Source organism: Moorena sp. SIO3B2 (assembly GCF_010692525.1).
GTDB classification, from domain to species: domain Bacteria; phylum Cyanobacteriota; class Cyanobacteriia; order Cyanobacteriales; family Coleofasciculaceae; genus Moorena; species Moorena producens.
On the sequence record NZ_JAAHHE010000023.1, the window covers coordinates 37,195 to 62,554 of the forward strand.

23 protein-coding genes are annotated in these 25,360 nt (G+C 43.5%); 16 read left to right on the forward strand and 7 right to left on the reverse strand.

The window, feature by feature from the left end; translation table 11 throughout:
- The first annotated feature begins 135 nt into the window (after positions 1-135).
- The 4 genes from F6K38_RS07915 (at position 136) to F6K38_RS07930 (ending at position 5,991) form a co-directional block, all read left to right on the forward strand.
- Complete coding sequence (locus F6K38_RS07915; protein ID WP_008186118.1) at positions 136-990, forward strand: OmpA family protein; 855 nt, start codon at positions 136-138, stop codon at positions 988-990.
- 169 nt (positions 991-1,159) lie between these two features.
- Positions 1,160-1,741: a Uma2 family endonuclease gene (locus tag F6K38_RS07920; protein ID WP_008186117.1), complete on the forward strand. Its 582-nt coding sequence runs from the start codon at positions 1,160-1,162 to the stop codon at positions 1,739-1,741.
- A 466-nt stretch (positions 1,742-2,207) separates the two neighbouring features.
- Positions 2,208-2,567, forward strand: a complete 360-nt coding sequence (locus F6K38_RS07925; RefSeq protein ID WP_008186115.1) for a hypothetical protein — start codon at positions 2,208-2,210, stop codon at positions 2,565-2,567.
- 397 nt (positions 2,568-2,964) lie between these two features.
- Positions 2,965-5,991 carry a hypothetical protein gene (locus tag F6K38_RS07930; RefSeq protein WP_008186113.1) on the forward strand — a complete coding sequence of 1,009 codons (3,027 nt, stop codon included), beginning with the start codon at positions 2,965-2,967 and terminating at the stop codon, positions 5,989-5,991.
- A 119-nt stretch (positions 5,992-6,110) separates the two neighbouring features.
- Here F6K38_RS07930 and F6K38_RS07935 read toward each other — a convergent pair whose 3' ends face one another.
- Positions 6,111-6,488, reverse strand: a complete 378-nt coding sequence (locus F6K38_RS07935; protein ID WP_008186111.1) for a DUF1823 family protein — start codon at positions 6,486-6,488, stop codon at positions 6,111-6,113.
- Between the two features lie 104 nt (positions 6,489-6,592).
- On the opposite strand from F6K38_RS07935, the gene F6K38_RS07940 reads away from it, so the two are divergent.
- The 3 genes from F6K38_RS07940 (at position 6,593) to F6K38_RS07950 (ending at position 10,160) form a co-directional block, all read left to right on the forward strand.
- Complete coding sequence (locus F6K38_RS07940; protein WP_008186110.1) at positions 6,593-7,519, forward strand: DMT family transporter; 927 nt, start codon at positions 6,593-6,595, stop codon at positions 7,517-7,519.
- 261 nt (positions 7,520-7,780) lie between these two features.
- Positions 7,781-8,227 (forward strand): hypothetical protein, encoded by a 447-nt coding sequence (locus F6K38_RS07945; RefSeq protein WP_287250814.1) that lies wholly within the window; start codon positions 7,781-7,783, stop codon positions 8,225-8,227.
- A gap of 628 nt (positions 8,228-8,855) precedes the next feature.
- Positions 8,856-10,160: a dihydroorotase gene (locus F6K38_RS07950; RefSeq protein WP_287250812.1), complete on the forward strand. Its 1,305-nt coding sequence runs from the start codon at positions 8,856-8,858 to the stop codon at positions 10,158-10,160.
- Positions 10,161-10,175: 15 nt separating this feature from the next.
- On the opposite strand, the gene lepB is transcribed toward F6K38_RS07950, so the two are convergent.
- A complete protein-coding gene (gene lepB / locus F6K38_RS07955; protein ID WP_044493708.1) occupies positions 10,176-10,796 on the reverse strand; it encodes a signal peptidase I in 621 nt (206 codons plus the stop codon).
- 334 nt (positions 10,797-11,130) lie between these two features.
- Between lepB and F6K38_RS07960 the strand changes: the two genes are divergently transcribed.
- Entirely contained in the window at positions 11,131-12,486 is a 1,356-nt protein-coding gene (locus tag F6K38_RS07960; protein ID WP_287312913.1) for a dihydroorotase, read from the forward strand.
- 118 nt (positions 12,487-12,604) lie between these two features.
- Positions 12,605-12,757 carry a hypothetical protein gene (locus F6K38_RS07965; RefSeq protein WP_154659841.1) on the forward strand — a complete coding sequence of 51 codons (153 nt, stop codon included), beginning with the start codon at positions 12,605-12,607 and terminating at the stop codon, positions 12,755-12,757.
- 8 nt (positions 12,758-12,765) lie between these two features.
- Here F6K38_RS07965 and tsaE read toward each other — a convergent pair whose 3' ends face one another.
- On the reverse strand, positions 12,766-13,260 hold the full coding sequence (gene tsaE / locus F6K38_RS07970; protein WP_287250809.1) for a tRNA (adenosine(37)-N6)-threonylcarbamoyltransferase complex ATPase subunit type 1 TsaE: 495 nt from the start codon (positions 13,258-13,260) through the stop codon (positions 12,766-12,768).
- Between the two features lie 96 nt (positions 13,261-13,356).
- Entirely contained in the window at positions 13,357-14,724 is a 1,368-nt protein-coding gene (locus F6K38_RS07975; protein ID WP_008186098.1) for a gluconeogenesis factor YvcK family protein, read from the reverse strand.
- Between the two features lie 670 nt (positions 14,725-15,394).
- Between F6K38_RS07975 and ruvC the strand changes: the two genes are divergently transcribed.
- Both ruvC and F6K38_RS07985 read left to right on the forward strand, forming a co-directional pair.
- Entirely contained in the window at positions 15,395-15,952 is a 558-nt protein-coding gene (gene ruvC / locus F6K38_RS07980; protein WP_008186095.1) for a crossover junction endodeoxyribonuclease RuvC, read from the forward strand.
- A gap of 600 nt (positions 15,953-16,552) precedes the next feature.
- Positions 16,553-17,617, forward strand: coding sequence for a potassium channel family protein (locus tag F6K38_RS07985; protein ID WP_008186093.1), 1,065 nt, complete (start codon positions 16,553-16,555; stop codon positions 17,615-17,617).
- Between the two features lie 424 nt (positions 17,618-18,041).
- Here the strand turns inward: F6K38_RS07985 and F6K38_RS07990 are convergent, their stop codons facing one another.
- Positions 18,042-18,248 carry a hypothetical protein gene (locus tag F6K38_RS07990; RefSeq protein WP_008186091.1) on the reverse strand — a complete coding sequence of 69 codons (207 nt, stop codon included), beginning with the start codon at positions 18,246-18,248 and terminating at the stop codon, positions 18,042-18,044.
- 121 nt (positions 18,249-18,369) lie between these two features.
- Positions 18,370-18,873, reverse strand: a complete 504-nt coding sequence (locus tag F6K38_RS07995) for a GNAT family N-acetyltransferase (protein ID WP_008186089.1) — start codon at positions 18,871-18,873, stop codon at positions 18,370-18,372.
- Positions 18,874-18,992: 119 nt separating this feature from the next.
- On the opposite strand from F6K38_RS07995, the gene F6K38_RS08000 reads away from it, so the two are divergent.
- The gene (locus tag F6K38_RS08000; RefSeq protein ID WP_287356428.1) at positions 18,993-19,190 is read left to right on the forward strand and encodes a hypothetical protein; all 198 of its coding nucleotides are present in this window, start codon (positions 18,993-18,995) and stop codon (positions 19,188-19,190) included.
- Positions 19,191-19,261: 71 nt separating this feature from the next.
- Here F6K38_RS08000 and F6K38_RS08005 read toward each other — a convergent pair whose 3' ends face one another.
- A complete protein-coding gene (locus F6K38_RS08005; protein ID WP_008186088.1) occupies positions 19,262-20,383 on the reverse strand; it encodes an RNA polymerase sigma factor, RpoD/SigA family in 1,122 nt (373 codons plus the stop codon).
- Positions 20,384-20,852: 469 nt separating this feature from the next.
- Between F6K38_RS08005 and priA the strand changes: the two genes are divergently transcribed.
- The 4 genes from priA (at position 20,853) to F6K38_RS08025 (ending at position 25,281) form a co-directional block, all read left to right on the forward strand.
- Complete coding sequence (gene priA, locus F6K38_RS08010; RefSeq protein WP_287356430.1) at positions 20,853-23,438, forward strand: primosomal protein N'; 2,586 nt, start codon at positions 20,853-20,855, stop codon at positions 23,436-23,438.
- Between the two features lie 300 nt (positions 23,439-23,738).
- A complete protein-coding gene (locus F6K38_RS08015) occupies positions 23,739-23,924 on the forward strand; it encodes a hypothetical protein (protein WP_131826835.1) in 186 nt (61 codons plus the stop codon).
- A 33-nt stretch (positions 23,925-23,957) separates the two neighbouring features.
- Positions 23,958-24,530, forward strand: coding sequence for a hypothetical protein (locus F6K38_RS08020; RefSeq protein WP_008186082.1), 573 nt, complete (start codon positions 23,958-23,960; stop codon positions 24,528-24,530).
- A gap of 619 nt (positions 24,531-25,149) precedes the next feature.
- A complete protein-coding gene (locus tag F6K38_RS08025; protein WP_287255415.1) occupies positions 25,150-25,281 on the forward strand; it encodes a hypothetical protein in 132 nt (43 codons plus the stop codon).
- Positions 25,282-25,360: the final 79 nt, after the last annotated feature.

Genomic DNA, 25,360 nt, shown 5'->3' on the forward strand with positions numbered 1-25,360 from the left:
GCGCGAGTGGGTAGGGGCTGCATCGCTTATTCAAAAGCACCATTAGTAGCGTGCGCTATGGGCATAAGCTGACGGCTGACGGCTGACGGCTGAATACTTACATAATAACTATAAAATTGACAGGAAATTGATAAAATGCGTCGTTCACGAAATAATGATTGGAATGAAGAGATAAATCTCTGGCCAGCCTTTACAGACTTAATGTCTAATGCCTTCATGATCCTGATCTTATTTTTGTTGCTGTCTATTTTGAAGTCTGTGCTGGCACAAACTGCCTTGGAATCAACCATTGATGATCTCACCAGAAGTGAAGATGAAGTGGTGCAATTAGCAAGGGAGAATGCGGAATTACGAGCTAAGGCAGTTCGGGTTGATCAACTTGAGCGTGGCGTAGCGATTTGGAGAGCTAGGGCAAAGCGCTCAACTGACCGCCAAAAGGCACTAGAACAGCAGGTTAGGGCTTTGCAGGTACAGATTGCTGCAGCACCAAAACCACCAGATACACCTCCAATTATTGTAATCAAAGATCAGGGGGCTTACCGATTTGATTCCGGCAGTGCGGAAATTCCCTCAGCGATGAAAGACTATATTCGGCAGCAAATTGTCCCTGCGATTGAAAGCAATGCCAAGGACTATGAAATTAATGTAGTAGAACTGATTGGTCACACCGATGGTCAACCTAATCTTGGTGCTGGCAATATCGACCAGACCATTGGGAATGTAGTTAATAAAAATTCCTCTATCAGTCAACTTAGACCAGGATCTAATGCTGATTTAGGACTGATGCGAGCTTTGGCAGTTGTGCAATTACTCCGTGAGATTCAATCTAAGGAAGGGCGGCTGAAGGGGTTGCAATTTCGGGCTTATTCTGCAGCCCAGTTAATTTTACCTAATGGAAAAATTGCTCCGATTAGTTTAAAGGATGATCAAACTAGGCGCAGGATTGAAATTCGCTTTACTCGTCTCGGTAAGGTAACAAATGTTCAATAGCTGAAGAGGACATAATCTCGCTAATCTGGTAAGGAAAGATGCGTCAGCTGTTAGCCGTCAGCTGTCAGCCCTCAGCTGTCAGCTGAATGGTTACAAAGATGGTAGTCAGGAAGTTTGCGATCGCAAACTCCATGATTAGGCTTTCTATGGTGAACAAGGAATAATCGCCATGACCTATGTCGTAGATAAACAAACAGACCAACGGCTAGTCCACTCCGGGGTAAGTTGGCATAACTTCAAATCAATTCAAGCGGGGTTCGTCAACTCCCCAGGAATTCGACTGTTCTACTACAGGGGTGAGGTAGAAATATTGGCAGTTTCCCAAGACCATGAAGTCTTCAGTGGTGTCATAGCACTGTTGCTGGGTACTTATTTTGTTGAAAAACAAATTGAGTTCACTCCAACCGGTAGCTTTACCCAAGAGAAGGAAGGGGAAGCATCTGCACAAGCAGACCAATCTTACCTAATTGGTAGAGCGTCAGGAGTGATTGCAGACCTCTCTATTGAAGTTGTCTTTACCAGTGGTAATCAGAGCAAACTAAGTCGTTACCAATCATTAGGAGTACCCGAAGTTTGGTTTTGGGAGGATGGTGTATTTGCTTTGTATCACTTGCGCTTTGATGGTTACGAAAAAATTTCCCAGAGTGAAGTCTTGCCAGATTTGGATATTGACTTATTGTCTCGGTGTCTGATGATGGCTTCCAAAGTTGAAGCTATTAGGCACTTCAGACAAGCTATCTCTGAGGCTTAGAAAAATCCTTAAGATTAGTCGAGTAGGGTGCCTTAGGGGAGCCTTCATGTTCCTCCTCGTAGCCAGAATTGGGACAGCCCGCCCCGTTCCACCCACGGGCAAGATGCCCGTTCCACCCACCGGATCAAACAGCATGCATTGAGATTTACCCCCTACGGTTTTATAGCATTTGTATTTGAGATGTAAACTGAAAATGTCTTTTTTGAGTTTCCTATAAAACTCTGGAGCTCTTTTCCCTGTTGCTTTTTGCCTCTTGCTTCTTGTCTTTTTCGACAATCTATAATTTTACAACTCGTTTGAAAACGCTATTATCTATTTTAATTCAGCAATGCCTTAAATTTATACCCAATAAATATTAAGTAATTTTAAGTTTTTAAAAAACATCTTATTCTTATTGATTATTAAGAATAATCAATAAGAATAAGATGTTATAAAATTAGTTAACAAGAGATAAGGAGGAATCACGATGTTAAATAAATTAAGCATTTTATCTGTTGCAACTATTGTAAGTATGACCCTAAACCAAGGATTAGCTAATGCAATAAGCGCAAATGGAGGTAGTACAGGTTGGCATTCCGTTAGTAGTGGGAGTGAGACAAGCTGTAACAAGAAAGGTATAGAAAAAATGAATATTCTTGTAAATGGAGGAGAAATCGAAAAAACTGAATTTCACCCATGGCGCTATAAAAGAGGAAATAACGTTATTTTTAATCTTGTATGTGCTCCCAAAGGTGATTATGTCAGGGTAGATGTTATTTGTGTGAATCCTTGTGACCGGAACACTTATCGTATTCGCACTGTAATAGATGAACTGATGAATTGGTAAATTCTAGCTTTCGAATCAGCAACACTTTAGGCAGGAGATCTCTCAGGCTTAGAATAATCCTTAAGGTCAGCATTCAGCCGTCAGCTGTCAGCCGTCAGCCCTGAGCCATTCCCGTAACATGGGTACAAGCCTTCGGTTCATAGCTGATAGCTGATAGCTGAATGCTTACTTCTTAAGATTAGCCCTAAAATTTAGTATCAACAAGCACATCTTAAAGGTTAATTTTGTGGTATTGCTTTCTTATCCCCTTAAACAGAGTAGATGTCAGTCACTCTGTCGAATCCGGTGGTTGACAAATCCCGAGGGTGGGGATAAGCAAAATACTCGACTTAAAGTGTAAGCTAATTGGAAAAGCAATCAAGTCCATTAGCAGGTCTTTGGGTCATAGATATCGACAATGGCTAAGAAGTACTGGGAATTTCTACTACAGAAAGAGGGGGAGCGCTCCTGGAAGCCAATCAAGTCTTCTGAGATGGAGATAGAATCCGGTCGGTATCGGATAGTGGCTCGTTCCAACCGGCCCAATACTGATGTAGAAATTTGCGTCAGCTATGATAGCACAGAGCAAGTGCCACCCAAACGCAAGTCCCAGAAACGATGGCGTCGCACCAACTCAGAAGGGTTAATGGTGGTTATTCCTTTCACCAAGCTTAAACCTGGTCTGTGGAAGTTACGTTGCAGTAACGATATCATGGACGATTTTCTGGGTGAGTCCTGGCGAAAATCTTTAGCGCTACAAGTCATACCCAAAGTCAAAGATGTAGAGACACCCCCGAAAACCTCTGTATCCTCATCAGTAGCAGAATCCACGCCAGTAGAATCTACCCCAGTAGAATCTACCCCAGTAGAATCCACCCCAGTAGAAGCCACCCCAGTAGAAGTCACCGAAACTGATACTCAGCCGCCTCAACTAGACAATTCCCTGAGTACACCTGAGCTAGCTGTTGATTCTCCCTCCACCAATACTATTGCTAATGACCTGAAAGTAACAGATGCTAGCTCAGATGCTAGATCAGAATTATCTAACCCTCAGGAGTACGAGAGTCAGATAACACCACCAGAGCAACAACCCATAACCATTGCTGCACCAGAGTTACCTGTTGACCAAGCCCAAGCACCAATTGGGGTTAGCCCAGAGGAATCTAGTCCTAGCCCAGAGACAGTTTTGGAAGAGGTAGAAGAGGTTTACCCAGAGGCACCGGTTAATTCTGAGACCAACCAACAACTAACAGCAACTATCTCGGAAGACTTACCACTCCAATCGACTGTTGAGAATTCCATCATGGAGGAATCTCTGGAAACTTTGGAGCAACTACTACAACAGGTGCTTCAGCCAGTATTGGATGAGTTGGAAGATAGGGAATCTGAAGATAACCAACAGCTAAGAAAAACCTCTGATTCAGATTGGGTTTCAGATACAGATGTTAATCAGTACGGTTTAACCCTAAGACTAGATAAGGAAATTTTCCTGGCAAAGCGAGGAGAGTCGTTGACTATCAAAGGAGCATTGGTAGTAGATAATGATAAAATTAATAATAATGGTGATAGTATAACAGTTAGTGTTTTAGATAGTGTTTTAGAAAACTTATTCCCTGCTACTCTACGCTATCAATTGCGGTTTCCTCAAACAGGAAAACGTTTGTTAGATATTGAGTACTCACTATCTCAAGAGGAGTTATTTTTAGGATTTAGCCATAGTCTAGATATTCCGACGGATTGCCAAAGTGGTCTAATTTTAGGAAAAATCACCCTTTATAATTCACAGTCAACTCCTTTAGCAACTCAACAATTTACTGTTACAGCTAATGTAGAGGATTTATTAGAAGTAATTGTGCCAGGGAATCAGGGGATGCCCATGGAAACCATGGTAGTACTTGCTAATCGCATCGCTCAATCTGCCAAACCTGATCAACCTGATCAAGACCTTCTATTATTAGATGAATACCCCTTAGAGGAGACTACGCTGGATCTGGTTGAGCTACCCCAAAACCATCCATCTCTGTTCTTGCAACCTATCTCTGGACGGTCTTTACCACCAAAACTTTACCAGCATCAGCCGAGTGACATAACTGTTAAATCCCTCGAATTGCCCAATTTGCCTACAATGCAGTCGGTGGCTGACCCTGAGGCAAAGCACGAAGATGTCCAAGATCAGTCTAAAGGATCTGATTCCGTTTCCCTAGATGATCAAGAATCCTCGACTACAGCCAATCCAGAACTAAATAATCGAGAGCAAGATACTGGGTCAGAGTTACAGCCTCAAGACACAGTAGTTCAAGACACAGTAGTTCAAGACACAGTAGTTCAAGACACATTAGTTCAAGACACATTAGTTCAAGACACAGTAGAACAGTCCAAAGATAGTACTAAAAATACTACTGAAGATAGTAACTTAGAGATAAATTCTGAGGTCTCATCTAATTCTAATGATGCTTCTGAAGTGCTGATTAATTCCCTAACGGAATCTGAGGCAATCCAAACTATTGAGATTAGTGAGATTGATCAATCTCAGACAGATGTTCAGTTAGAGGATTCAGAATCCCTTGATACCCAGTTCAAGAATTCCAAGCTAAACCAATTATTGAATACTACTCGGTGGGAGACTCCAGATTCTGTACAAGATCCTGAGTCAATCGCTTTAGAAGATGCTTTCCGAGCCTTAAACATGGAAGAGCGTTTTTGGTCACGGTTGAGTGCTTTAGCGGAAGATGATGAATTGATGGAATTGCTGAGGTTAGAATTATCCCCAGAGAGTAATCCTGCTGGGCAAGATCACTCAGCAGTGGAAGATGAACAGAGGAATCAAACGGCTAGCAACCAAGAAGAGGTTAGGGAATTTCCAGAAAAGGTCTTGGAGTCAATGACAGAATCTGAGGATTTGTCGCTAGTTAGTTCAGAATTAGCAATGCCAAAGACACCCCCTAGAGTTGGTATTACTAGTCACGATTGGAGCACTCAGGAAATTGTAGTAGACGATATAGAAATAGCCCCACAAGCTACAAAAGCTACTGCAACTAAGCAACATGACGTTAAGGCGAAACTGGAGAATCTTTCATCCCTAGAGTTGGATGCGACCTTAACAGCACCCACTTTATCAATACCGACTACTAGGGAGTTGGTTGCTGGAGAAAAGGTAATGGTTACCATAAAACTTCCTCCTAGTCAATCTCGTCTATGTATTAAATTGTGGGTTAAAGACGTGCAAACTCGCTCTCTGCTCCAGGAAACCCGTTCTATTATAGATTTACTCCCCAATGCGGCTGGGGAGCTGGAGGCAATGACTCAATTAGTTATACCCGAAGGCACGACTCAAATCAGAATTGAAGCGATCGCAATTAATTTGGAGAACCAGCAGGAGAGTCACAAGGCGGAGTTGGAGTGTGTAGTTGTTCCTACTGATTTATCGAGTACGGTTGAAGGATGAAGTATTTTACATAGCATTTCTCAATTGGTTGAGGTACAACTTCCTAAGTTTTAGGAAGCAGGGAGCAGGGAGCAGGGAATAGGGAAAAAATCCTGTGTACCTCATAAGTATGAAAAACGCTAGACTGAGGCAATACCGTTTTGTTCCATATAATTCAGTAACCAGTTTGCTGCGGTAGCTCGGCGAGTTTGTCGAGGACCAAATTCCCCGATTTTGTAACCTTTGAAACCTAATTTTTCTTTCAATAGCTGTTTATTTTCTTTGGGTATTGAACGGGTTAGTTTTACCGTAGCAGGGCGGCTTTCTAGGAAATTGGGTGGCTCGGGATAGTCTTCTTGCCATTCAGGATTAACCTCAGTTATATCCCACTGCCCGGTAGTTGAGTTATAACGATAACCTAGATAGTACCAGAGTAGTTTATTAACGGTATCGTCATCAATTTCTTCGTTTAAAATTGACCAAATTGTATTAGTATTGAGTGGCGGTAGTTCAAACATAGTTTAAATTCTAAATTAGAAATTATCAAGGATTAAGTAGACTTCTTCACTTCTCACCTGGTACCTCTGGCGGAATAATGGTAATGGTTGGGGATTGAAGCTGTATGGCTATGAAAATTATAAAGCAGCCGCTGCGGTGGCAGGTGGGATTGGTTTTCTTGGCTGGTGTGTTGGCGATTTCGACATCAGCTATTTTTGTGCGATTAGCGATCGCATCGGCTGGGGTGAGTGGGGTAGGGTTTAGCCTGTTCGTGGCTGGGTCTCGCCTTACTATTGCGTCTATGCTACTGTTACCAGCTTGGCGCAATTTCAGGCAAGCTCAGCTAGGTCCAGGTGCATTACTCTATGCCAGTGGGGCTGGTATTTGTTTAGCGCTACACTTTGTGACTTGGATTACTTCCTTGTCTTTTACTTCCATTGCGGCATCTACTACCTTAGTTACCACAACTCCGATTTGGGTTGCTCTAGTTTCTTGGCTGTGGTTCAAGGAAAAACTAACTAGGCTGACGGTTTTGGGGATTGGTGTAGCCTTTGTAGGTGCTGTGCTGATTAGTTTGGGGGATGGGGGTGCTATTAGTGGTGGGAGTAATCCTCTGTTGGGGAATTCTCTAGCATTGATGGCAGCAGTGATAGCAAGTTTGTATGTACTTTGGGGACGTGAAGCACAGCAGCGGGGTTTGAGTATCGGTAGCTATAGTGCTGTCGCCTACAGTATGGGGGCTTTGGTGTTGTTACTGTTATCCTTACTCTGGGGTGTCAGTTATCTCAATTATCCGGTAGGAGTTTACCTCTACATCTTGTTATTGGCACTTTTCCCCCAAATGGTGGGACATACCAGTTTTAACTGGTTGGTACGCTGGATTAATCCTACCCTGGTGACCCTGGCTATTTTGTTTGAACCGGTTGGTGCTTGTTTTTTGGGCTATCTGATTTTTCAGGAAGTGCCGGGGGTATTGGTCTTGGTAGGTGCCGTGGTATTGTTAGTTGGGGTTGCAGTGGCAGTTTATGGAGCGAATGTGAAAATAGGTTGAAGGTTAATCGGTTGAAGGTTACTGGCGCACGGAATAAGAATATAATGATTTATTTGCAGCGAGTGGTTTTAAACTCGAACAACTCGTTTATACTGATAAAATGAGAAAAGTCCAACAGTGCTCGATTTTAGCCTTCAATAAAGATTTTTTTGACCTCAACTATTAGGTTTTACACCTCAACTTTCAGGTAGAAAACGTAGTAGTGTTAAAAAATTAGTTAATTGACTACAGTCGGCCAAAAGTAGGAGAAGCAAAAAAGAAATGAAAAAAATGATCAAAACTTGTTTTGTAACGTTATTAACCTGTATGCTAGTGCTAACAATCAATGGGATGAATGCCCTGGCGAGTAGTGAAACTGAGATGGAAATATGTGACTTAACTCTACATTCATTTTGTGACCGTGATCTGTTGCCGACGCAATATGTGGAACTTATTGCTCCCCCTAACCATATCTCATTTCTTCTTTTGAAAAATGATGCTCCAGGAGATAGAAACGGTCAAATAGAAAATGATGATGATTATGTTACTTACAGCGCTAGCGAAATAACAACTTACTTAGCCACGTTTTCCAATAGTGAAGACATCACAAAAAGGCTGAAAATATCCAACACTGACGCTATAACAGAGTCTCCGCAGCATTGGACATTTTATCATAGACCTGCACAAGTGGTCAAATTGGTTAACGTATTTGCTGCCAATAAAAATTAATCAATTCGGGAGCATACTATTTTGGTAAATATCTCTTATTCTATAGGCATTAACATCACGTTAATACAGCTTAATGTGGTATGTTTATTCCAAATTTGGATGCTCCCAGAAAGTCTGTAATGACTCATAAAGCTTGAAAAATAAATTGTTTTCGGCCTATTTATTACATCTTTATAAGTCTGACAAAATCTGGCAAAGTGGTATAGCAGAAGTCAAAAGTCAGAAGTCAGAAGTCAGAAGTCAAACTCTTGCGCTTACAAAGGGTGTGAGACTTTTGTCATGTCCTAACTGCCCTGTCTTGATGCAGTCGCTCATGGTTTGAAGTTACCGTAAGACAGTTGAGCCTTAATCAATAAGTTTTAACCCTTTTTTGCATAACCTACCAACCATAAAGGCTCAACGTAATCAGGTTTCGTCTCCGGGGGAAACCACGGCAGTCGCTCATGGGGGGGACCCCCAAGACCGCGCTGCCTCCCCAAGACCGCGCTGCATCGCTGGCGACTGCTATATTTTAAAAATATACTTAGTAATGTAAAAAATAAGTCGTCATAACAAGTAATTTAAATATGATTAGCTAGAAAGGGGGATTAAGTTAAAAGCCAATTATTTTTCATTTTCCGTTTCCCCAATGAATAGTAAACTACTTCAACAAGTCCGGGTTTTAGACCCAGTTTCTGGAATTGACCAAGTCGCTGATGTGCTGATTACTGATGGTGTAATCACGGCAGTAGAAACTCACATCAAGGAAATCTCTGGCGATACAGTGGTGCAAGATTGTCAGGGACACATTTTAGGACCAGGACTAGTAGACCTCTACAGCCATTCTGGTGCACCAGGACATGAGCAACGGGAAACCTGGTCTTCACTACTGGCAGCAGCGGCAAATGGAGGCTTTACTCGCTTAGCCATTTTGCCTGACACTAAACCCCCCCTAGACAATTCTGCTGTTTTAGCACAACGGCAAGAACTCCAAAACTCTCCCTATCTAAGCCTCCCCCCTTGCTCACCTCAACTCTATCACTGGGGTGCCTTCACCATCGGGTTAGAAGGACAGCAAATGACTGAATTAGCTGAACTAGCTTTAGGGGGAGTAGTGGGCTTTACCGATGAAGGTCCTTTATGTAATTTAGCACTAGTTCGACGGTTGTTGGAATACCTACAATCCTTGGGTAAACCAGTGGCACTTTGGGCTTGTGACCCTAAGTTGGCAAATGGGGGAGTGATGCGAGAAGGTATCCAGTCAATTGCTTTGGGTTTGCCAGGGAATCCTGCGATCGCAGAATCATCCGCTATCGCTGCCTTATTAGAAGTGGTAGCAACCACTGGCACGCCAGTCCATCTCATGCGTATCTCCACCAGTCGTGCTGTCCAATTGATTGAATCAGCCAAAGCAGCGGGGTTGCCAGTAACAGCCAGTACCACTTGGATGCATCTATTGCTCAATACGGAAGACTTATGCAGTTACAACTCCAATTTGCGCTTGGAACCGCCGTTGGGAAACCCAGTTGACCAAGCCGCACTGATCCGAGGTGTTCGGGAGGGGATTATTGATGCGATCGCAATTGACCACGCTCCCTACACTTATGAAGAAAAAACCGTTGCCTTTGCTGAAGCACCACCAGGAGTGATTGGTTTAGAGCTAGCCCTACCCCTGCTCTGGCATACTCTAGTCGAGACAGGGGATTGGTCAGCTTTAGAACTTTGGAAAAGTCTTAGCACAAATCCTGCTATTTGTCTACAGCAAGACCCCCCTAGCACTGCTACTGGTCAATCCGCTGAGTTAGTCTTATTCAATCCTCAATCCCCTTGGATTGTTCACCAAAAAAACCTCAAATCCCTTTCTAGTAATACCCCCTGGCTAGGGCAAGAATTAATTGGTCGTGTCGTGCAAACTTGGTGTCCAGCGAGCGAAGCGAGTGTAAAATATGAATAATGAAGTACTTAGACTTCATAAGTCAGTTGACTGATTTAATCCTTCAGGATAAATCGGATTTGGTTTCAATTTCCCCATTCGATTTAACGGCCAAAACCGCACTACAGCACGACCGATAATTTTGTCACGAGGGACAAAGCCCCAGTGGTGAGAGTCGTAACTATTGTTACGGTTATCTCCCAGTACTAGGTATTGGTCTGGTGGTACTGTTTGTGGTCCAAAATCGTACTGTGGTGCTTCTTCGATATACTTTTCCTCTATTTCTTTATCATTGATATAAACTCGCCCATTTTTCACCAAAACCTTGTCACCGGGTAAACCAATTACACGCTTGATAAAAGCATCTTTAAAGTTTTGCTCTTTCAGCCTTTCAGTGGGAGCAAATACCACAATTTCTCCTCGTTGTGGGTCTTGGAAAAAGCGATAACTTATCTTATCAATAATCAAGCGGTCGTTAATCTGTAGTGTCGGTAGCATCGATCCCGATGGGATGTATCGCGCTTCAGCCACAAACGTGCGAATCCCAAAGGCAAGAACAGCACTCAAGCTAATCGTTTTGATTCCTTCTACCCAAGCATTGTCTTTAGAAGGCTGTGTAGGTTTTTTTTCTGGTCTTTTATCTGGTACACGACTCATATCCATTCAACTACTACCGATACACAAGTTTGAGGAAATTTAAACAAATAGCTGATTGGGAAATTATCAGCAAGTTTAACAGCAAATTTAACAGCAAATTTAAACCTCTGGGGTTTTCTAGCTAGATCTTAAAAATTTAAAGTTAGTAGGGGAGCCTAAATCAAGATTATGTAAAGTTTTGTGAATAAAGTCAATTTGGCAGGACAACCCTGTTTGTTTGTGCCATGGTGGTAGGTTAGCTGCGGTTGTCTGTATTTAGCTATATATCAGGTTTGTATCTACTGTATCTACCTAGACACCGAGCAGGGAAACTGTCAAATTCTAACATCCTCCTATGTTGTCTGACTTTTGCTTGTTTATCCGCCATGCTCGTATTCTATTGCCCTCTGGTGAATTTTTACTGGGGGATATCCACACCTGCGGTCGAAGGATTGTTCAGGTTGCCCCAGAAATCCCAGTGCCAACGGACGTTACGGCATATAAAGAAATAGACGCTCAAGGCTTAACTTTGTTGCCAGGGGTAATTGATCCCCAAGTCCATTTTCGGGAACCAGGTCTAGAACATAAAGAAGACTTATTTACTGCCAGTTGTGCCTGTGCCAAGGGTGGAGTGACGTCCTTTTTAGAGATGCCGAATACTCGTCCGACGACGACGACCCAAGCCCCACTGGATGACAAGCTCAAGCGAGCGGCAGATAAGTGTTTAGTTAATTATGGCTTTTTTATCGGCGCAACACCAGCAAATCAGCCAGATTTGCACAATGCCCAGCCGACTTGTGGGATTAAGATATTCATGGGTTCAGCTCATGGTGCACTATTGGTAGATCATGAAGCAGTGATAGAACCAATTTTTGCTCAAGGTTTTAGCGAAGGTTCTCGGAAGTACAATCGCTTAATTGCAGTACACGCTGAAGACCAAGCTAGAATTAATCAGCGGCGTAAGGAATTTGCTGGAATTACTGACCCTGCTGTTCACTCTAAGATTCAGGACAATCAAGCTGCCCTTAATGCCACCAAGTTAGCCCTGAAGTTGTCTAAAAAATATCAGCGGCGCTTGCATATTTTGCACCTATCCACAGCGGAAGAAGCTGAATTGCTTAGGGAAGACAAACCTAGCTGGGTGACGGCGGAAGTCACTCCCCAGCACTTATTACTAAATACCGATGCCTATGCAGAGATTGGTACCCTGGCACAGATGAATCCGCCTTTGCGCTCCTGCCACGACAACGAAGTTCTTTGGCAAGCTCTACTCGATGGCGTGATCGATTTTATCGCTACAGACCATGCTCCTCATACCTTGGAGGAAAAAGCCAAAGGGTACCCCCACACTCCTTCGGGAATGCCTGGAGTAGAAACATCTCTGCCACTGATGCTGACTCAAGCCATAGAGGGACGGTGTAGTGTGGCTCAAGTATCTGACTGGATGTCTACAGCAGTTGCTAAGGCTTATGGAATTCCCAACAAAGGTGCGATCGCTCCTGGCTATGATGCGGATTTGGTACTGGTAGATTTGGAAAATTACCACCCAGTGTTACGGGAAGAACTTTTAACGAAATGCGGCTGGAGTCCTTTTGAAGGTTGGAACTTAACCGGATGGCCAGTGATGACCATTGTTGGTGGTCAAGTAGTCTACGACAGAGGAAAATTGAACACAGATGTGCGAGGTGAAGCTTTAACTTTTACCAGTTAAACACTATCGGATTTAACTATAGGATTTAATAATAGGATTGAATAGGTAGTGGGAAAAAATTAAAGTTGACTGTTGATATCAAGAAATAGGGAACTTCGGATCAGGAAACAGAAAGGGGTTGAGTAACTCTAATCAAGTTAACAACACAGTTAACGGAATTTATGTCCAGGTACTTAACCTTGGCCTTTCGGCCACGCGATCGCGTTCAACCTTTCTAACCTTAGACCTTAAACCTTCTAACTTATCAAACAGGCAACCTCAATCCCACTAACCTTTAACCTACTCTACACTCGACGCCAAGGGCGAACAACCAGATAACCTATCCAACAGCCAACCTAAATCAAACTGACCGTTACAGGTGAATTGAGCCTGACGTCCACCGTCCTGGGAATAGGTTAGTGTCAGATGTAGATAACTGGGTGGCAAATAGTGTAGGCGCTCAGCCCACTCGATGGCCACAATTCCCGGAGCAACCTCAATTCCCTCCGAGTAGTGTTCTGGGTTTAATGACTCTACTTCTGAGGTGGATAAGCGGTACAAATCGAGGTGATACAGGGGAAGACGTCCCTCTGTGTACTCATTGATCAGAGTAAAGGTGGGACTAACAATGGCATCAGAAATGCCTAGTCCCTCACCAATACCCTGAACTAGGGTTGTTTTGCCAGCCCCTAAGTCTCCCTCCAGCAAAATGATGCTACTAGCTGGGAGAGTTTTCCCCAATTCCACACCTAGCGTACGGGTTGCTTCAGCATCAGCTAGAAAAATTTTGGTCATTAGTTATTAGCAATAGAGTACCTCGAATAATGGTTATTCTGAGTTAACATCTCAGCTTTTATTTTCCTTTAAAAATTTTCATCGCACTCACCTTATCTAAGCATGCGCTCGACTATACCATCGTAATAAAACCCTTGCCAGCCTTTCTGAATTGTGCCGCACTAAATTAGTTTCCTCATCTTCATACATTACATTGGTCACTACAATCCGACGCCCTAATTTAGAAGTTTCTTCTCGATCTAGAAATACTGGATGAGACTTAACTTGAGCATACTTAATCAGTGAGCCAGCTGAGGGGTATTTTCGATTCACCAGTATCGCGTTAAATAGCCTTTTACCACAGGCTTCATCAATAGCTTTGATATGATCAGAGACACTATATCCATCAGTTTCCCCTGGCTGGGTCATGATATTACAAACGTAGATGCGGGGTATCAAGCGAGCTGCGATCGCATCGGTAATTTCTGGCACCAACAGATTGGGAATAATGCTGGTATAGAGGCTACCGGGTCCTATTATAATATAATCTGCTTCCTGAATTGCCTTGAGTGCTGCTGGTAAAGCAGGTGGATGTTCGGGAGTACAACCAATTTTTTTGATCACTCCCCGAGCATCAGTAATATTAGACTCTCCTTCAATCCGACGTCCATCAGCTAATTCAGCCCAAAGGCTGACATCAGTTAGGGTAGCTGGCAACACTCTTCCTCGCACTGCTAATACCTGAGAACTAGCAGCAACAGCTTGTTCTAGATCCCCAGTAATATCACTCATTGCGGTCAGGAAAAGGTTTCCAAAACTGTGACCGACTAAACCACTACCAGCTCGAAAACGGTATTCAAACAGTTCGGTTAACAACTTTTCTTGGTCTGCCAGTGCCGTTAAACAGTGACGAATATCCCCCGGTGGTAGCACTCCAATTTCCCGTCGCAGCCGTCCACTGGAACCGCCATCATCAGCTACCGTAACAATAGCAGTGATATTAGCACTATAAACCTTTAGTCCTCTAAGTAAGCTAGAAAGACCAGTGCCACCCCCAATGACTACAATTTTCGGTCCCCGGTTTAACCGACGATGATCCATCAGCACATCAATCAGTTTTCGATCGTGGTCGGGTTTTAAAACTTCCGTAATTGATCCTACCGTCCGGGTTTGCCCCCAGAAGATGAAAACCAGACCCAAGATCAGCGCAATTGGACCAGACACATGGTTAGGAATAATGGTGGTAATTTTCTCTAAAACTTGGGCTGTGAATTTAATGATGTAAAAAACTGGGGTCAGCTTTACCCAAATCGCTAATCCCAAACTTGTTAGCACTACACCACCAGCACTTAAAAGTATCCAACGCTTCACCAGTAATCCAGGGGCTAACCACTTAAACCAACGGTTGACCCGCTGAGGAATTCGACCTCTCGATTCATTTTGTAGGGTACGTAGAGCTCTTTTGAAAAGACTGATTGAGGACATAACTACACTGAGTATGGTAAGTACAAAAGCTGGATAGACATTGCTGGTCGAACTCCAGCACTTGACAAGGAGGCGATGCATGTAGTGAGGAACGGCTAAGGCTCCGGAAGTGCCTGTCAGATTGGTACTTTCTTTGCCTAATCAAACATTCGTGTGAAAAGCGCGTGATTCACATAGCCGCTCACCCTTCAGGTATAGCGGTTTTCATTGATATTACTGATCAAGGTGCGCGCCTCCAAGGGCGCGAGGGATTGCTCGCGCCCTTGGGTCGCACCTCAATGGTGAATTCACCATGAAGCTGGTACTGATCACCACAGTTTCAGATAATTAGGCTAAGGTGTGATTAATACAATATCCGGTACCTAAACGTTATGATCAGAATTTACCCGTGGATATGCCGAAAGTGGTGAGGTCGATTGAGTTGCCATTTAGGGTATGAGAGTAGTAGCGTAACCCCAAAAAATACGGGGTGAAACAGAATAATCCCAAGTAGTCAGCTACCCCAGACTTCTTTGATTCCCGTTAAGGTGTGGCTGCTTAGAGGTCATGACTTAATGCCGAACGCTACAGGTACTAGGGATCATAGCACTAGGTAATAGGGATGATAGCACTAACACCATTAACCTAATTTAGTGATTACACTCGAAAGGGATTAACTGCAGTGAGCCAGATGGAAAAGCGAATTTTGGGAATTGACCCAGGACTAGCTACTTTAGGTTTTGGCGCAATTAGTTGCCAAACCACCAAAATTAGTAAGTCAGCAAACACAAAAGGCTCCTTAGGAGTGGCCAAGCCTTCTAGGCAGTCACTAATACAGGCAACCCTTGAACCATTGCAGTTGCTAGATTTTGGCATCATCCAAACCCCTGCCAAGACTGATTACGGCTCACGACTGTGTACGATTTACGAGGATTTACACACCCTGCTTGAACACTGCCAACCGGATCTGGTGGCGATTGAAAAACTTTTTTTCTACCGTATGAGTACTACGATCTCCGTAGCTCAGGCACGGGGTGTTGTGGTGTTAGTAACAGCACAACATCAAGTTCCAATGGTAGAGTTTACACCGGGTCAGATTAAACAGGCAATGACCGGATATGGTAATGCGGATAAATATGAGGTTCAGCAGGCTGTTATGCGGGAGTTAAACTTAGACACCATCCCCAAACCAGATGATTTAGCAGATGCCTTGGCAGTCGCATTGACCGCCTGGTTTCATATGTCTTGAACACTTTACTATATCTGTGAACTATATCTTTGAACTATATATTATATTTGTGAACTATATCTGTGAACTATATCTGTGAACTATATCTGTGAACTATATCTGTGAACTATATCTGTGAACTATATCTGTGAACTATATCTGTGAACTATATCTGTGAACTATATCTGTGAACTATATATCTGTGAACTATATATCTGTGAACTATATATCTGTGAACTATATCTGTGAACTATATCTGTGAACTATATAGGGCGGTTTGCATAACTATCAGGTACACAGGATTGTTGTCCCTGTTCCCAGATCCGCTGTTCTCTGTTCCCTAAAAACCCAGAACTTTGTACCTAACTGAATTGCAAACCGCCGTATCTGTGAACTATATTTATCAACTATATTTATTAACTATATTTGTTAACTATATTTGTTAACTATATTTGTTAACTATATCTGTCAACTATATTTGTCAACTATACCGATAGCAAACCAATACACTTAATCATATTCATATATGTAATATTAAAAACCACTGTCAGCTGTCGGTGTTGCCAGTTTCACCTGAATTTTATCTAGGTATTAAGTTAAGTTAACCCATGACAAGCAACGGTGTATTCAACCCTTGAGCAAAAATATCGACGTCTTCGCCAAGAGCTGATTGCCGGTGCGATCACTCTCGGGGGTGTATTTCTGATTGGAACTCTGTGGTATCGGGTGGTTGAAGGCTGGGGCTGGTTGGAGTCAGCCTACATGACGGTAATCACCCTTTCGACAGTGGGCTATCAAGAAGTACGGCCGATGGGAGATCGGGCAAAACTATTTAGCATTTGTCTGATTTTTATGGGCATTATTAGTATCGGTTACATTGTTAACCGGTTTACAGAAGCCCTAATTCAAGGCTACTTTCAAGATGGAATTCGCATGAGGCAACAGAAGCGCTTGCTAGATAGTTTGACGAAACACTACATTTTGTGTGGGTTTGGACGGACTGGGCGTCAGATTGCTCTGGAATTTAAGGCTGAGGGCATCCCATTTGTAACAATTGACTCCCGATTGGAACAGGTTCAGGCTGTCCAGGATATGGGTTGTATTTCTGTACACGGAGATGCCACCTTGGATGAAACTCTGCTAAATGTGGGGATTGAACGGGCAATTTGTCTGGTGGCTGCCCTGCCCTCAGATGCTGAAAATCTCTATATTATCTTGTCTGCCAAAACCCTCAATCCTCGAATTCGAGCCATCGCTCGTGCTAGCTCCGAAGAAGCTGTTCAAAAGTTGCAGCGAGCTGGTGCAGATGCTGTAGTCTCTCCCTACATCACTGGTGGTAGACGCTTGGCAGCTGCAGCCCTTAGACCCCAAGTCATGGATTTTGTGGATGGGATTCTAACCGGAACTGATAGCTCTTTTTATATGGAAGAGTTTCTGCTAGACCCCGAAACCTGTCCTTGCGTGGGCAAAACCCTCAGGGAAGCCCGACTGCGATCGCAAACTGGTGCTTTGGTTTTAGCAATTCGCCGGGATTCCGGTCGTCTGATTGCTGGACCAGACGGTGACACTAAACTCATACCAGGAGACCTGCTGATTTGTATGGGGACAGCTGATCAATTGCGTGAGCTAAACCGCATTCTCGGTCCAATCCGTTCCAATTTGCTACGACTGCCCAAGCCAAAATAGATCTTAGGCTGAGAATGTGGCGTTGCTGATTCTCAGTATGGTTTCGCCCCCCTAGCCCCCCAAGCGAGGGATTGCTCGCTTGGGGGGAAAAACTCTCAAAGTCCCCCAAGCGAGGGATTGCTCGCTTGGGGGACCAACGGGGGCTTTAATAAAACTAGATGATCGCGCATTCATTCCTTAATTCAGCAACGCCGAGAATGTAGAATGCGCGAATGTAGAATGCAGAATGTAGAATGTAGAATGCGCGAATGTAGAATGCAGAATGTAGAATGTAGAATGTAGAATGTAGAATGAATGTAGAATGCAGAATGTAGAATGTAGAATGAATGTAGAATGTAGAATGAATGTAGAATTCTCAATTCTTCATTCTCAATTCTCAATTCTCAATTCTTCATTCTCAATTCTCAATTCTACATTCTACATTCTAATTAAGTTTCAAGGTATTCACCGGCACTTCATCCCAAGACTTAACTGTGCGTAATCGGGCAACCCAACCCGCTGCTTTTTGCTGATCAGTCAAGTTCTCCTGAAACGACTCGTGGCAATCCTTAGCCTGCTCTTCGTTGCAAGTGGCAATACAAGAGTAGAGAAGACCCGATGGATCAATCTGCTCGTTTACCCAAATAGTCATTTGTGATTTTTTTTATATCAACCAATATGTAAATTACCCTATGTCCTTTTTGCAGTTTACCTGCAACTAGGGGTTTAGAGTCGCAGCTGCATATACTTCCTAGTATAGCATTTAAGCAACATTAGTCAGTCGTTGCCGGATCAGTATACTCAGCTAGCTGATTGAGACCTATCCCAGTCACTCGACAAATTCTCCAGTCTGGCAATACTGCTGCTCCCATACGTTCATAAAATGCGATGGCAGGTTCATTCCAATCCAGTACACTCCATTCTAAACGCCCATAGCCACGGTCCACTGCTAGCTGAGCCAGGTAACTGAGTATAGCTTTACCGATGCCTTGGCGGCGAAATTCCGGTAATACAAATAAATCTTCTAGATAAATTCCTGGCTTAGTTAGAAATGTGGAATAGTTGTTAAAAAACAGTGCAAATCCCACTCCTTGACCACCCTGTTCAACGATAATCGCCTCTACGTAGGGTTTAGCGCCGAACAGGTGTTCTTTCAGGTCATCAGCATTGCCAGTGACAGCTTCGGAGAGTTTCTCATACTCTGCTAGAGCCTTAATCAAATTAAACAGAATCGCTACATCAGCTTCTGTGGCTGGTCTTAAGGTAAAGTTACCCATAGTGCTGGCAAAGGGACAATCAAAAAGACAATTTGATTAATTATCATATCCCTTCTCTGGTAATGGGTAACTAATTAACTGGAATTACCTGATTTCGACATAACCTTTATCGTAAGCATATGCGCTACGCCCAGGCTACGCCAACAGCCGTCAGCCGTCAGCCGTCAGCTTATTTTATTCATCAGGCGTCAGTTTATTTTATTCAAAAGCTGTTCGGTGTAGCTTTGGCTATGGGCATAAACTGTTCCGGTAGCGTGGCTACAGCGCTGATAGCACCTCAAGTAGCACCATCTGTAGCGCTAATCGCTGTTCGCTGATAGCTGATACGCGACACGCTGATAGCTTACCCTTTATCTATAAGTCAAGAGCTGACCTAAGACCTGCTGCACTAGGTCAACCAGTCTCTAAGCCGTCGAGCCACTTGGGGACGGCGTAGCTTACGCATGGCTTTGCTTTGAATCTGACGCACCCGTTCCCGAGAGAGATTGAACATGCCTCCTACTTCTTCTAGGGTGTAGGGTTCACTGCTGGCTAAACCATAGCGTAGAGAAATCACATCTTTTTCCCGCTCAGTCAGAACATCACTGAGAACCTCCCAAATCTCCTGGCGCATCATGGATTCATTCATCTTATCTTCGGGCAATCGTAGATCATTGTCTTCGAGCAAATCCATCAGTTCTGTGTCTTCCCCTTTACCAACTCTGTGATTCAAAGAAAGGGAGCGCCTACGCAGTTCTAGCAACTGACGCAAATGGGAGAGGGAAATTTCTAGCGCTTGAGCAAGTTCTAGTTCATTAGGATTGCGCTGCAGTTTTTGTTTAAGTTCCCGCTGAGCTTTTTTAAGTTTATTTAGCTTTTCGACAATGTGGATTGGTAGACGAATAGTTCGGGCATCATTGGCAATAGTACGAGTAATGGCCTGACGAATCCACCAATAAGCATAGGTAGAAAACTTGTAACCCTTATCTGGGTCAAACTTTTCCGCTGCTCGGTTTAAGCCCAACGCACCTTCTTGAATCAAATCTAGAAATGGTACACCCCGATTTATATATCGTTTAGCAATTGAAACCACTAAGCGCAAGTTCGAGCGAATCATCTTGCGTTTTGCCACACGACCACGATATAAATTCCCCTCCAACTGACGTTCTGTCATCTCGACCGCTGCAGCTACCTCAGCCTTAGTTGGTTTACGGTCTAATTTTTCCTGTAAGCTGTTGTGGAGATGGTCTATTTCTACTAGGAACTTAACCCGACGGGCTAAATCTACCTCTTCGTCTGGCTTGAGCAATGGGTAACGAGCCATCTCCTTAAAGAACGCACCCACCGTGTCATCAGAGCCGCTTTTCCGGAAATTATGGGAAGTAGAGACCACTAGTTCATCGTCTTCGGTGAATTCGACGGCTACACGCTGTAAATCTGTTTCCTCTGGCTCAATGTGGTCAGTAACATAAAAATCTTTCTCTTCCGTAGAAGGCATTGTATGAGTCTGGTTTAATTCTGTAATATTCATAGGGATGTGTGAGTTGCAAGTGTATTTTAAGTTTGTTAAAACCGTTGCCCTGAGGGATTGAGGCTGTTTGTTGCTGAAAATTGGCCTTTAATGAGAAATCTGTTCTAAAAAATTGGTGTTGCTGGTTTCACAAAGAAGTTAATACTCTAGACAGAGCAGCTAAAACACGCTCCATACCCTCAAAGCTCAGTGACCCAACCTGCTTCAAGTAGTTTATGTGTGATTGACGTGATTATAAATTAATGATTTTAAGCTTACCAGAAGCAGTTTGGCTAGTTGTATCTGTAATTACGAAATGTTTAATTACATAGATTTTAGTTACAGTCTAGGGTGAAAGCAGGGGAGATAATTCTCTTCCCATTGCTTTTATTATTTATTTTGACTCTGGAAACAGGATCTCACATATTTTAGAATTTTCCTATCTACCAATAGTGATAGAATAGGAGCCTTCCCAAACCAAAGCTGCCCTATGTCTAATCCTCCTTTAGGTCTACTGTTAGCTGAGCCTAGAGCACTTTACTTTTCTGGTGGTGGCCAGGAAAAGTGGGTTGAAGTCTTAGTAGATTGTCCAGGAGTTCAAGGTATATATACTTATCGTAATTCATTGGATGTATCAATCAATCCTGGAGATGTTCTGAGTGTGTCATTCGGGACTCAACAGCTAGGAGCGATCGCTATTCGGATTGTAGACTCTCCACCCCCAAACTTACCACTGGAGAAAATTAAGGACGTAGAGGAGGTGATCAGTCCCGGTTTCTTTCCAAGTTCCTACTGCCAACTGTTAGAGCGGGTTGCTCAGTACTACTGCACCCCTCTAATCCAAGTGATTCGGTCTGCTTTACCTCCAGGACTGTTAGGGCGATCGCAGCGTCGAATTCGCCTCAATTCCTCGGCCTTGCCTAAAGAGGCTCATGTCTTTATTAATAATTCAGCCGCAAGTCAGATTTTGGAGATTCTTCAGGCTAAACCCAATGGGGATTACAGCTGGCAATACCTCCAACGTCAGGTAAAGGGGGCTAAAGCAGGATTACGTCACTTGCTCAAGCGAGGTTGGGTGGAAAGTTATCTGGAAGCTCCTAAGCCAACTCGTCCTAAGCTCAAGAAAGCTGTGACTCTGGTGGCTGATATCAATCGGTCTAATCTGACTCGACGGCAACGGGAAGTATTGGAGGTGCTACGCCGTCGTGGGGGGGATTTGTGGTTGAGTGAACTATCACAAATTTGTAATGTTAGTTCCTCAACTATAAATTCATGGGAAGATAAGGGATATGTGGTGATTGAGGCTAGGGAAGTATTGCGCAATGCGACTTCACCAACCATGGCTACAGATGCGCCGAAGAACTTGACAAATGCCCAATCCCGTGCATTAGACCTGATTAATAATATTGATGGGTTTGCCCAAGTGCTGTTGCATGGGGTGACTGGGTCTGGGAAAACGGAGGTCTATCTACAAGCGATCGCACCAATCCTAGCGCAAGGGAAATCCGCTTTGGTGTTGGTGCCGGAAATTGGCTTAACTCCTCAAATTACTGACCGTTTCCGGGCTCGCTTTGGTGACAAAGTTCGGGTTTACCACAGTGCCTTGAATAAAGGGGAGCGCTATGATACCTGGCGACAGATGATCCCAGGTGAGCCACAAGTGGTGATTGGCACTCGTTCTGCTGTTTTTGCCCCCTTGCCCCAGTTGGGATTAATCGTATTAGATGAAGAACACGACTCTAGCTTCAAGCAAGACCAACCCATTCCTACCTACCACGCTCGCACCGTTGCCCAATGGCGAGCAGAATTAGAAAATTGTCCCCTTATTTTAGGTTCAGCTACTCCTTCGGTGGAAAGCTGGGTCAGTATTAAGGTGATGGGGGGAGCGAGAGATGGTCAGATCGGTAGTGAAATTAATCCCGTGACCTCTTCAGCTCCTGAAGTTCAACCCTTCACCTGTTCACCTCCTCAGCATCCAGAACTTAGTACTCATTACTTATCCCTACCGGAACGGATTCAATCGAGACCCCTGCCACCAGTGGAAATTGTGGATATGAGGCAGGAGTTAAAAGCTGGGAATCGGTCGATTTTTAGCCGTTCTCTCCAAGACAGCTTGAGACGACTAAAGGAACAAGAGAAACAGGGGATTTTATTTATTCCCCGCAGGGGACACAGTACCTTTGTGTCTTGTCGTAGTTGTGGTCATGTGCTGGAATGCCCTAACTGTGATGTTTCCTTGTCCTATCACTATACTCATGAAGGGGCTACTCAAGTATTGCGGTGCCACTATTGTAATTTCGGACAACTCCATCCCCGTAGTTGTCCAGAATGTAGTTCTCCCTACCTGAAATTTTTCGGTAGTGGTACTCAGCGGGTTGTTCAAGATTTGGCCAAGCTGTTTCCAGAGTTGCGAATTATCCGATTTGACAGTGATACCACTCGTACCAAGAATGCTCATCGCACTCTGTTAACTCAATTCGCTAATCGGGAAGCTGACTTGTTGGTGGGGACCCAAATGCTGACCAAAGGATTAGATCTGGCTCAGGTCACACTGGTGGGAGTAGTAGCAGCAGATGGATTACTGTATTTGTCAGACTATAGAGCATCCGAGCGGGCATTCCAAACCTTAACTCAGGTGGCAGGTCGTGCCGGTCGTGGGGATGACCCTGGTCAGGTGATTATTCAAACTTATTCCCCAGAGCATCCTGTGATTCAGGCTGTCAAAACTCATAATTATCAATCGTTTATATCGGACGAATTGGAACAACGGGCAGCACTGAACTATCCCCCTTATGGTAATTTGATTCTGTTGCGAATAAGTGGATTGGATCCTGTGGCGGTGGAGAAGGTAGCAGAGGATTTAGCGGACAGGTTAGATACTCCTGAAGCCGAGTACGATATCCTAGGACCAGCACCAGCCAGTGTGATCCGCGTTGCTCGTCGCTATCGATGGCAGATTTTGCTGAAGTTTGCTCCTACTGTGCCCGCCAGATTACTGAATTGGCGGGAATTGCAGGATATATGTCCTCCAGATATTAGCTTGACTATTGATGTTAATCCGTTGAATATAAGTTGAAAGGTATATAGCAATTCTTATAGCTATGAGGGACAAAGCGATCCCCCTAAATCCCCCTTAAAAAGGGGGACTTTGAGGTTTATAAGTGTAACTAATAAATGCAATAAAAGCTATAAGTTACAAGTTGAAGGTTGAAGGGTTAAAGTTATAGAAGTCGAAGTAAAGGTTAAGACATATGGCGTTGCTGAATTGAAGTATGAATGCGGGCTCGTCTGGTTTTGGTAAAGCCCCCTAAATCCCCCAACTTTGGGGGACTTGTCTTGATGCAGTCGCTCATGGGGGAAACCACGCCAGTTGCTCATGGGGGAAACCCCCAAGACCGCACTGGCTCCCCAAGACCGCGCTGCATCGCTTGAGAGTTTTATTCCCCCCAATATTGGGGGGCTAGGGGGGCAGATTATACCCATAAATCTGCCTTGCAAGACATATTTCTGTTCCCGATTCCCGACTCCCGATTCCCGACTCCCGACTCCCTCTAAATTCTAAATTCTAAATTCTTAATTCTTAATTCTCTAATTTGTGAATACTCCCGCTCACGCCATCGTCAATCTCCTAATTTTAGGAAAAAAAAGAAGGCCAGAAAATAATTTACCAATTGTGTTCGGTGCGATATTACCGGATTTACCAATGGTAATTTTTTACATATATGAAAAATTAATCAGAGGAATTCCTGAAAATGTAATCTGGTCTGAATCTTATTATAACCCAAGCTGGCAATTATTTTTCGATATTTTCAATTCTTTTCCATTGATACTAGTAGGTTGCTTATTAGCCTACTATTTTGGTCAAACGTTTCTGATTGCTATGTTTGCTAGCATGGCTCTTCATGGGTTAGGAGATTTTCCTTTCCATGCTGATGATGCCCATCGTCACTTTTTCCCATTGTCAAATTGGCGCTTTGAAAGCCCTGTGTCTTATTGGGATTCTCGTCATTATGGTGATATTTTTGCTCCCCTAGAAGTGTTGGCTGTTATAGTGGGATGCTTTGTATTATGGAGACGCCACACTTCCATGAAGGCTCGGATTATTATTGCGATTGTACTTAGTGTTTATTTTATCTATGGAGTGTATGCTGTGTTAGTTTGGGGTTAGTATTTAAGCTATCAGCTATTTGTTATCAGCTATCAGCTAATGCGCTACGCGCACGCTACGCGAACAGCTATCAGTTATCAGCAACGCCAAGCTTAATGCTTATTACTACGAATTGAGACCATTTACTTAGCGACAGTTCAACAGGCTATCTCTTTTCAAGGTTGTCGTTATACCATCATCAAAAGCTACTTAGGCTCAGGGGGCACATAGCTGTCATATGCCTCCAAATTATGATTTCAGATGTTTAAAAGTCGCGGAAATTTAAAGTTTTGCCACAACAAATTTAGAAACGGGTTTCTGCTGGTTGGCGTAATAACAAGGAAGCTGTCATAAGTGCAAAATGACATCAACCCCTTACTGTGAATAGCTTTCATCTTCTAGATCTCCATCGGGATCCCCCAAAGTAAAAGTTCTTATTTCTAACAGTGTCAGAACTTTATTCATAAATTCGACTAGAATTTATCTCCGGGTAGCATCAAATTTAACCAAAAAATCGATAAGTTCCAGTTCCAAAAGTAAAATCAGAACTTTTTTGGGCTTGAGTTGGCACTTATGACAGCTATCTTGTCACTACGCCTGGTTGCGATGTTGCAAAACATAGTGCATAAGAAAATAACTTATGCACTATGTTTTGCATCAGCATTATAAGGTATTGATAACTATAGACTTACCAAAAATTTATCAGTCTTGTGTGATGAATGAGAAAAATCTGGCGGCTCATGGCAGCTATGTGCTCCCTGAGCCTATTTAATGAAAGTCACAAGACTTGTCTCGCTAAGCTTAAGAGATTGTGAGACTGAACTCGCGTGAACACTGTCAGAATAGGGCAT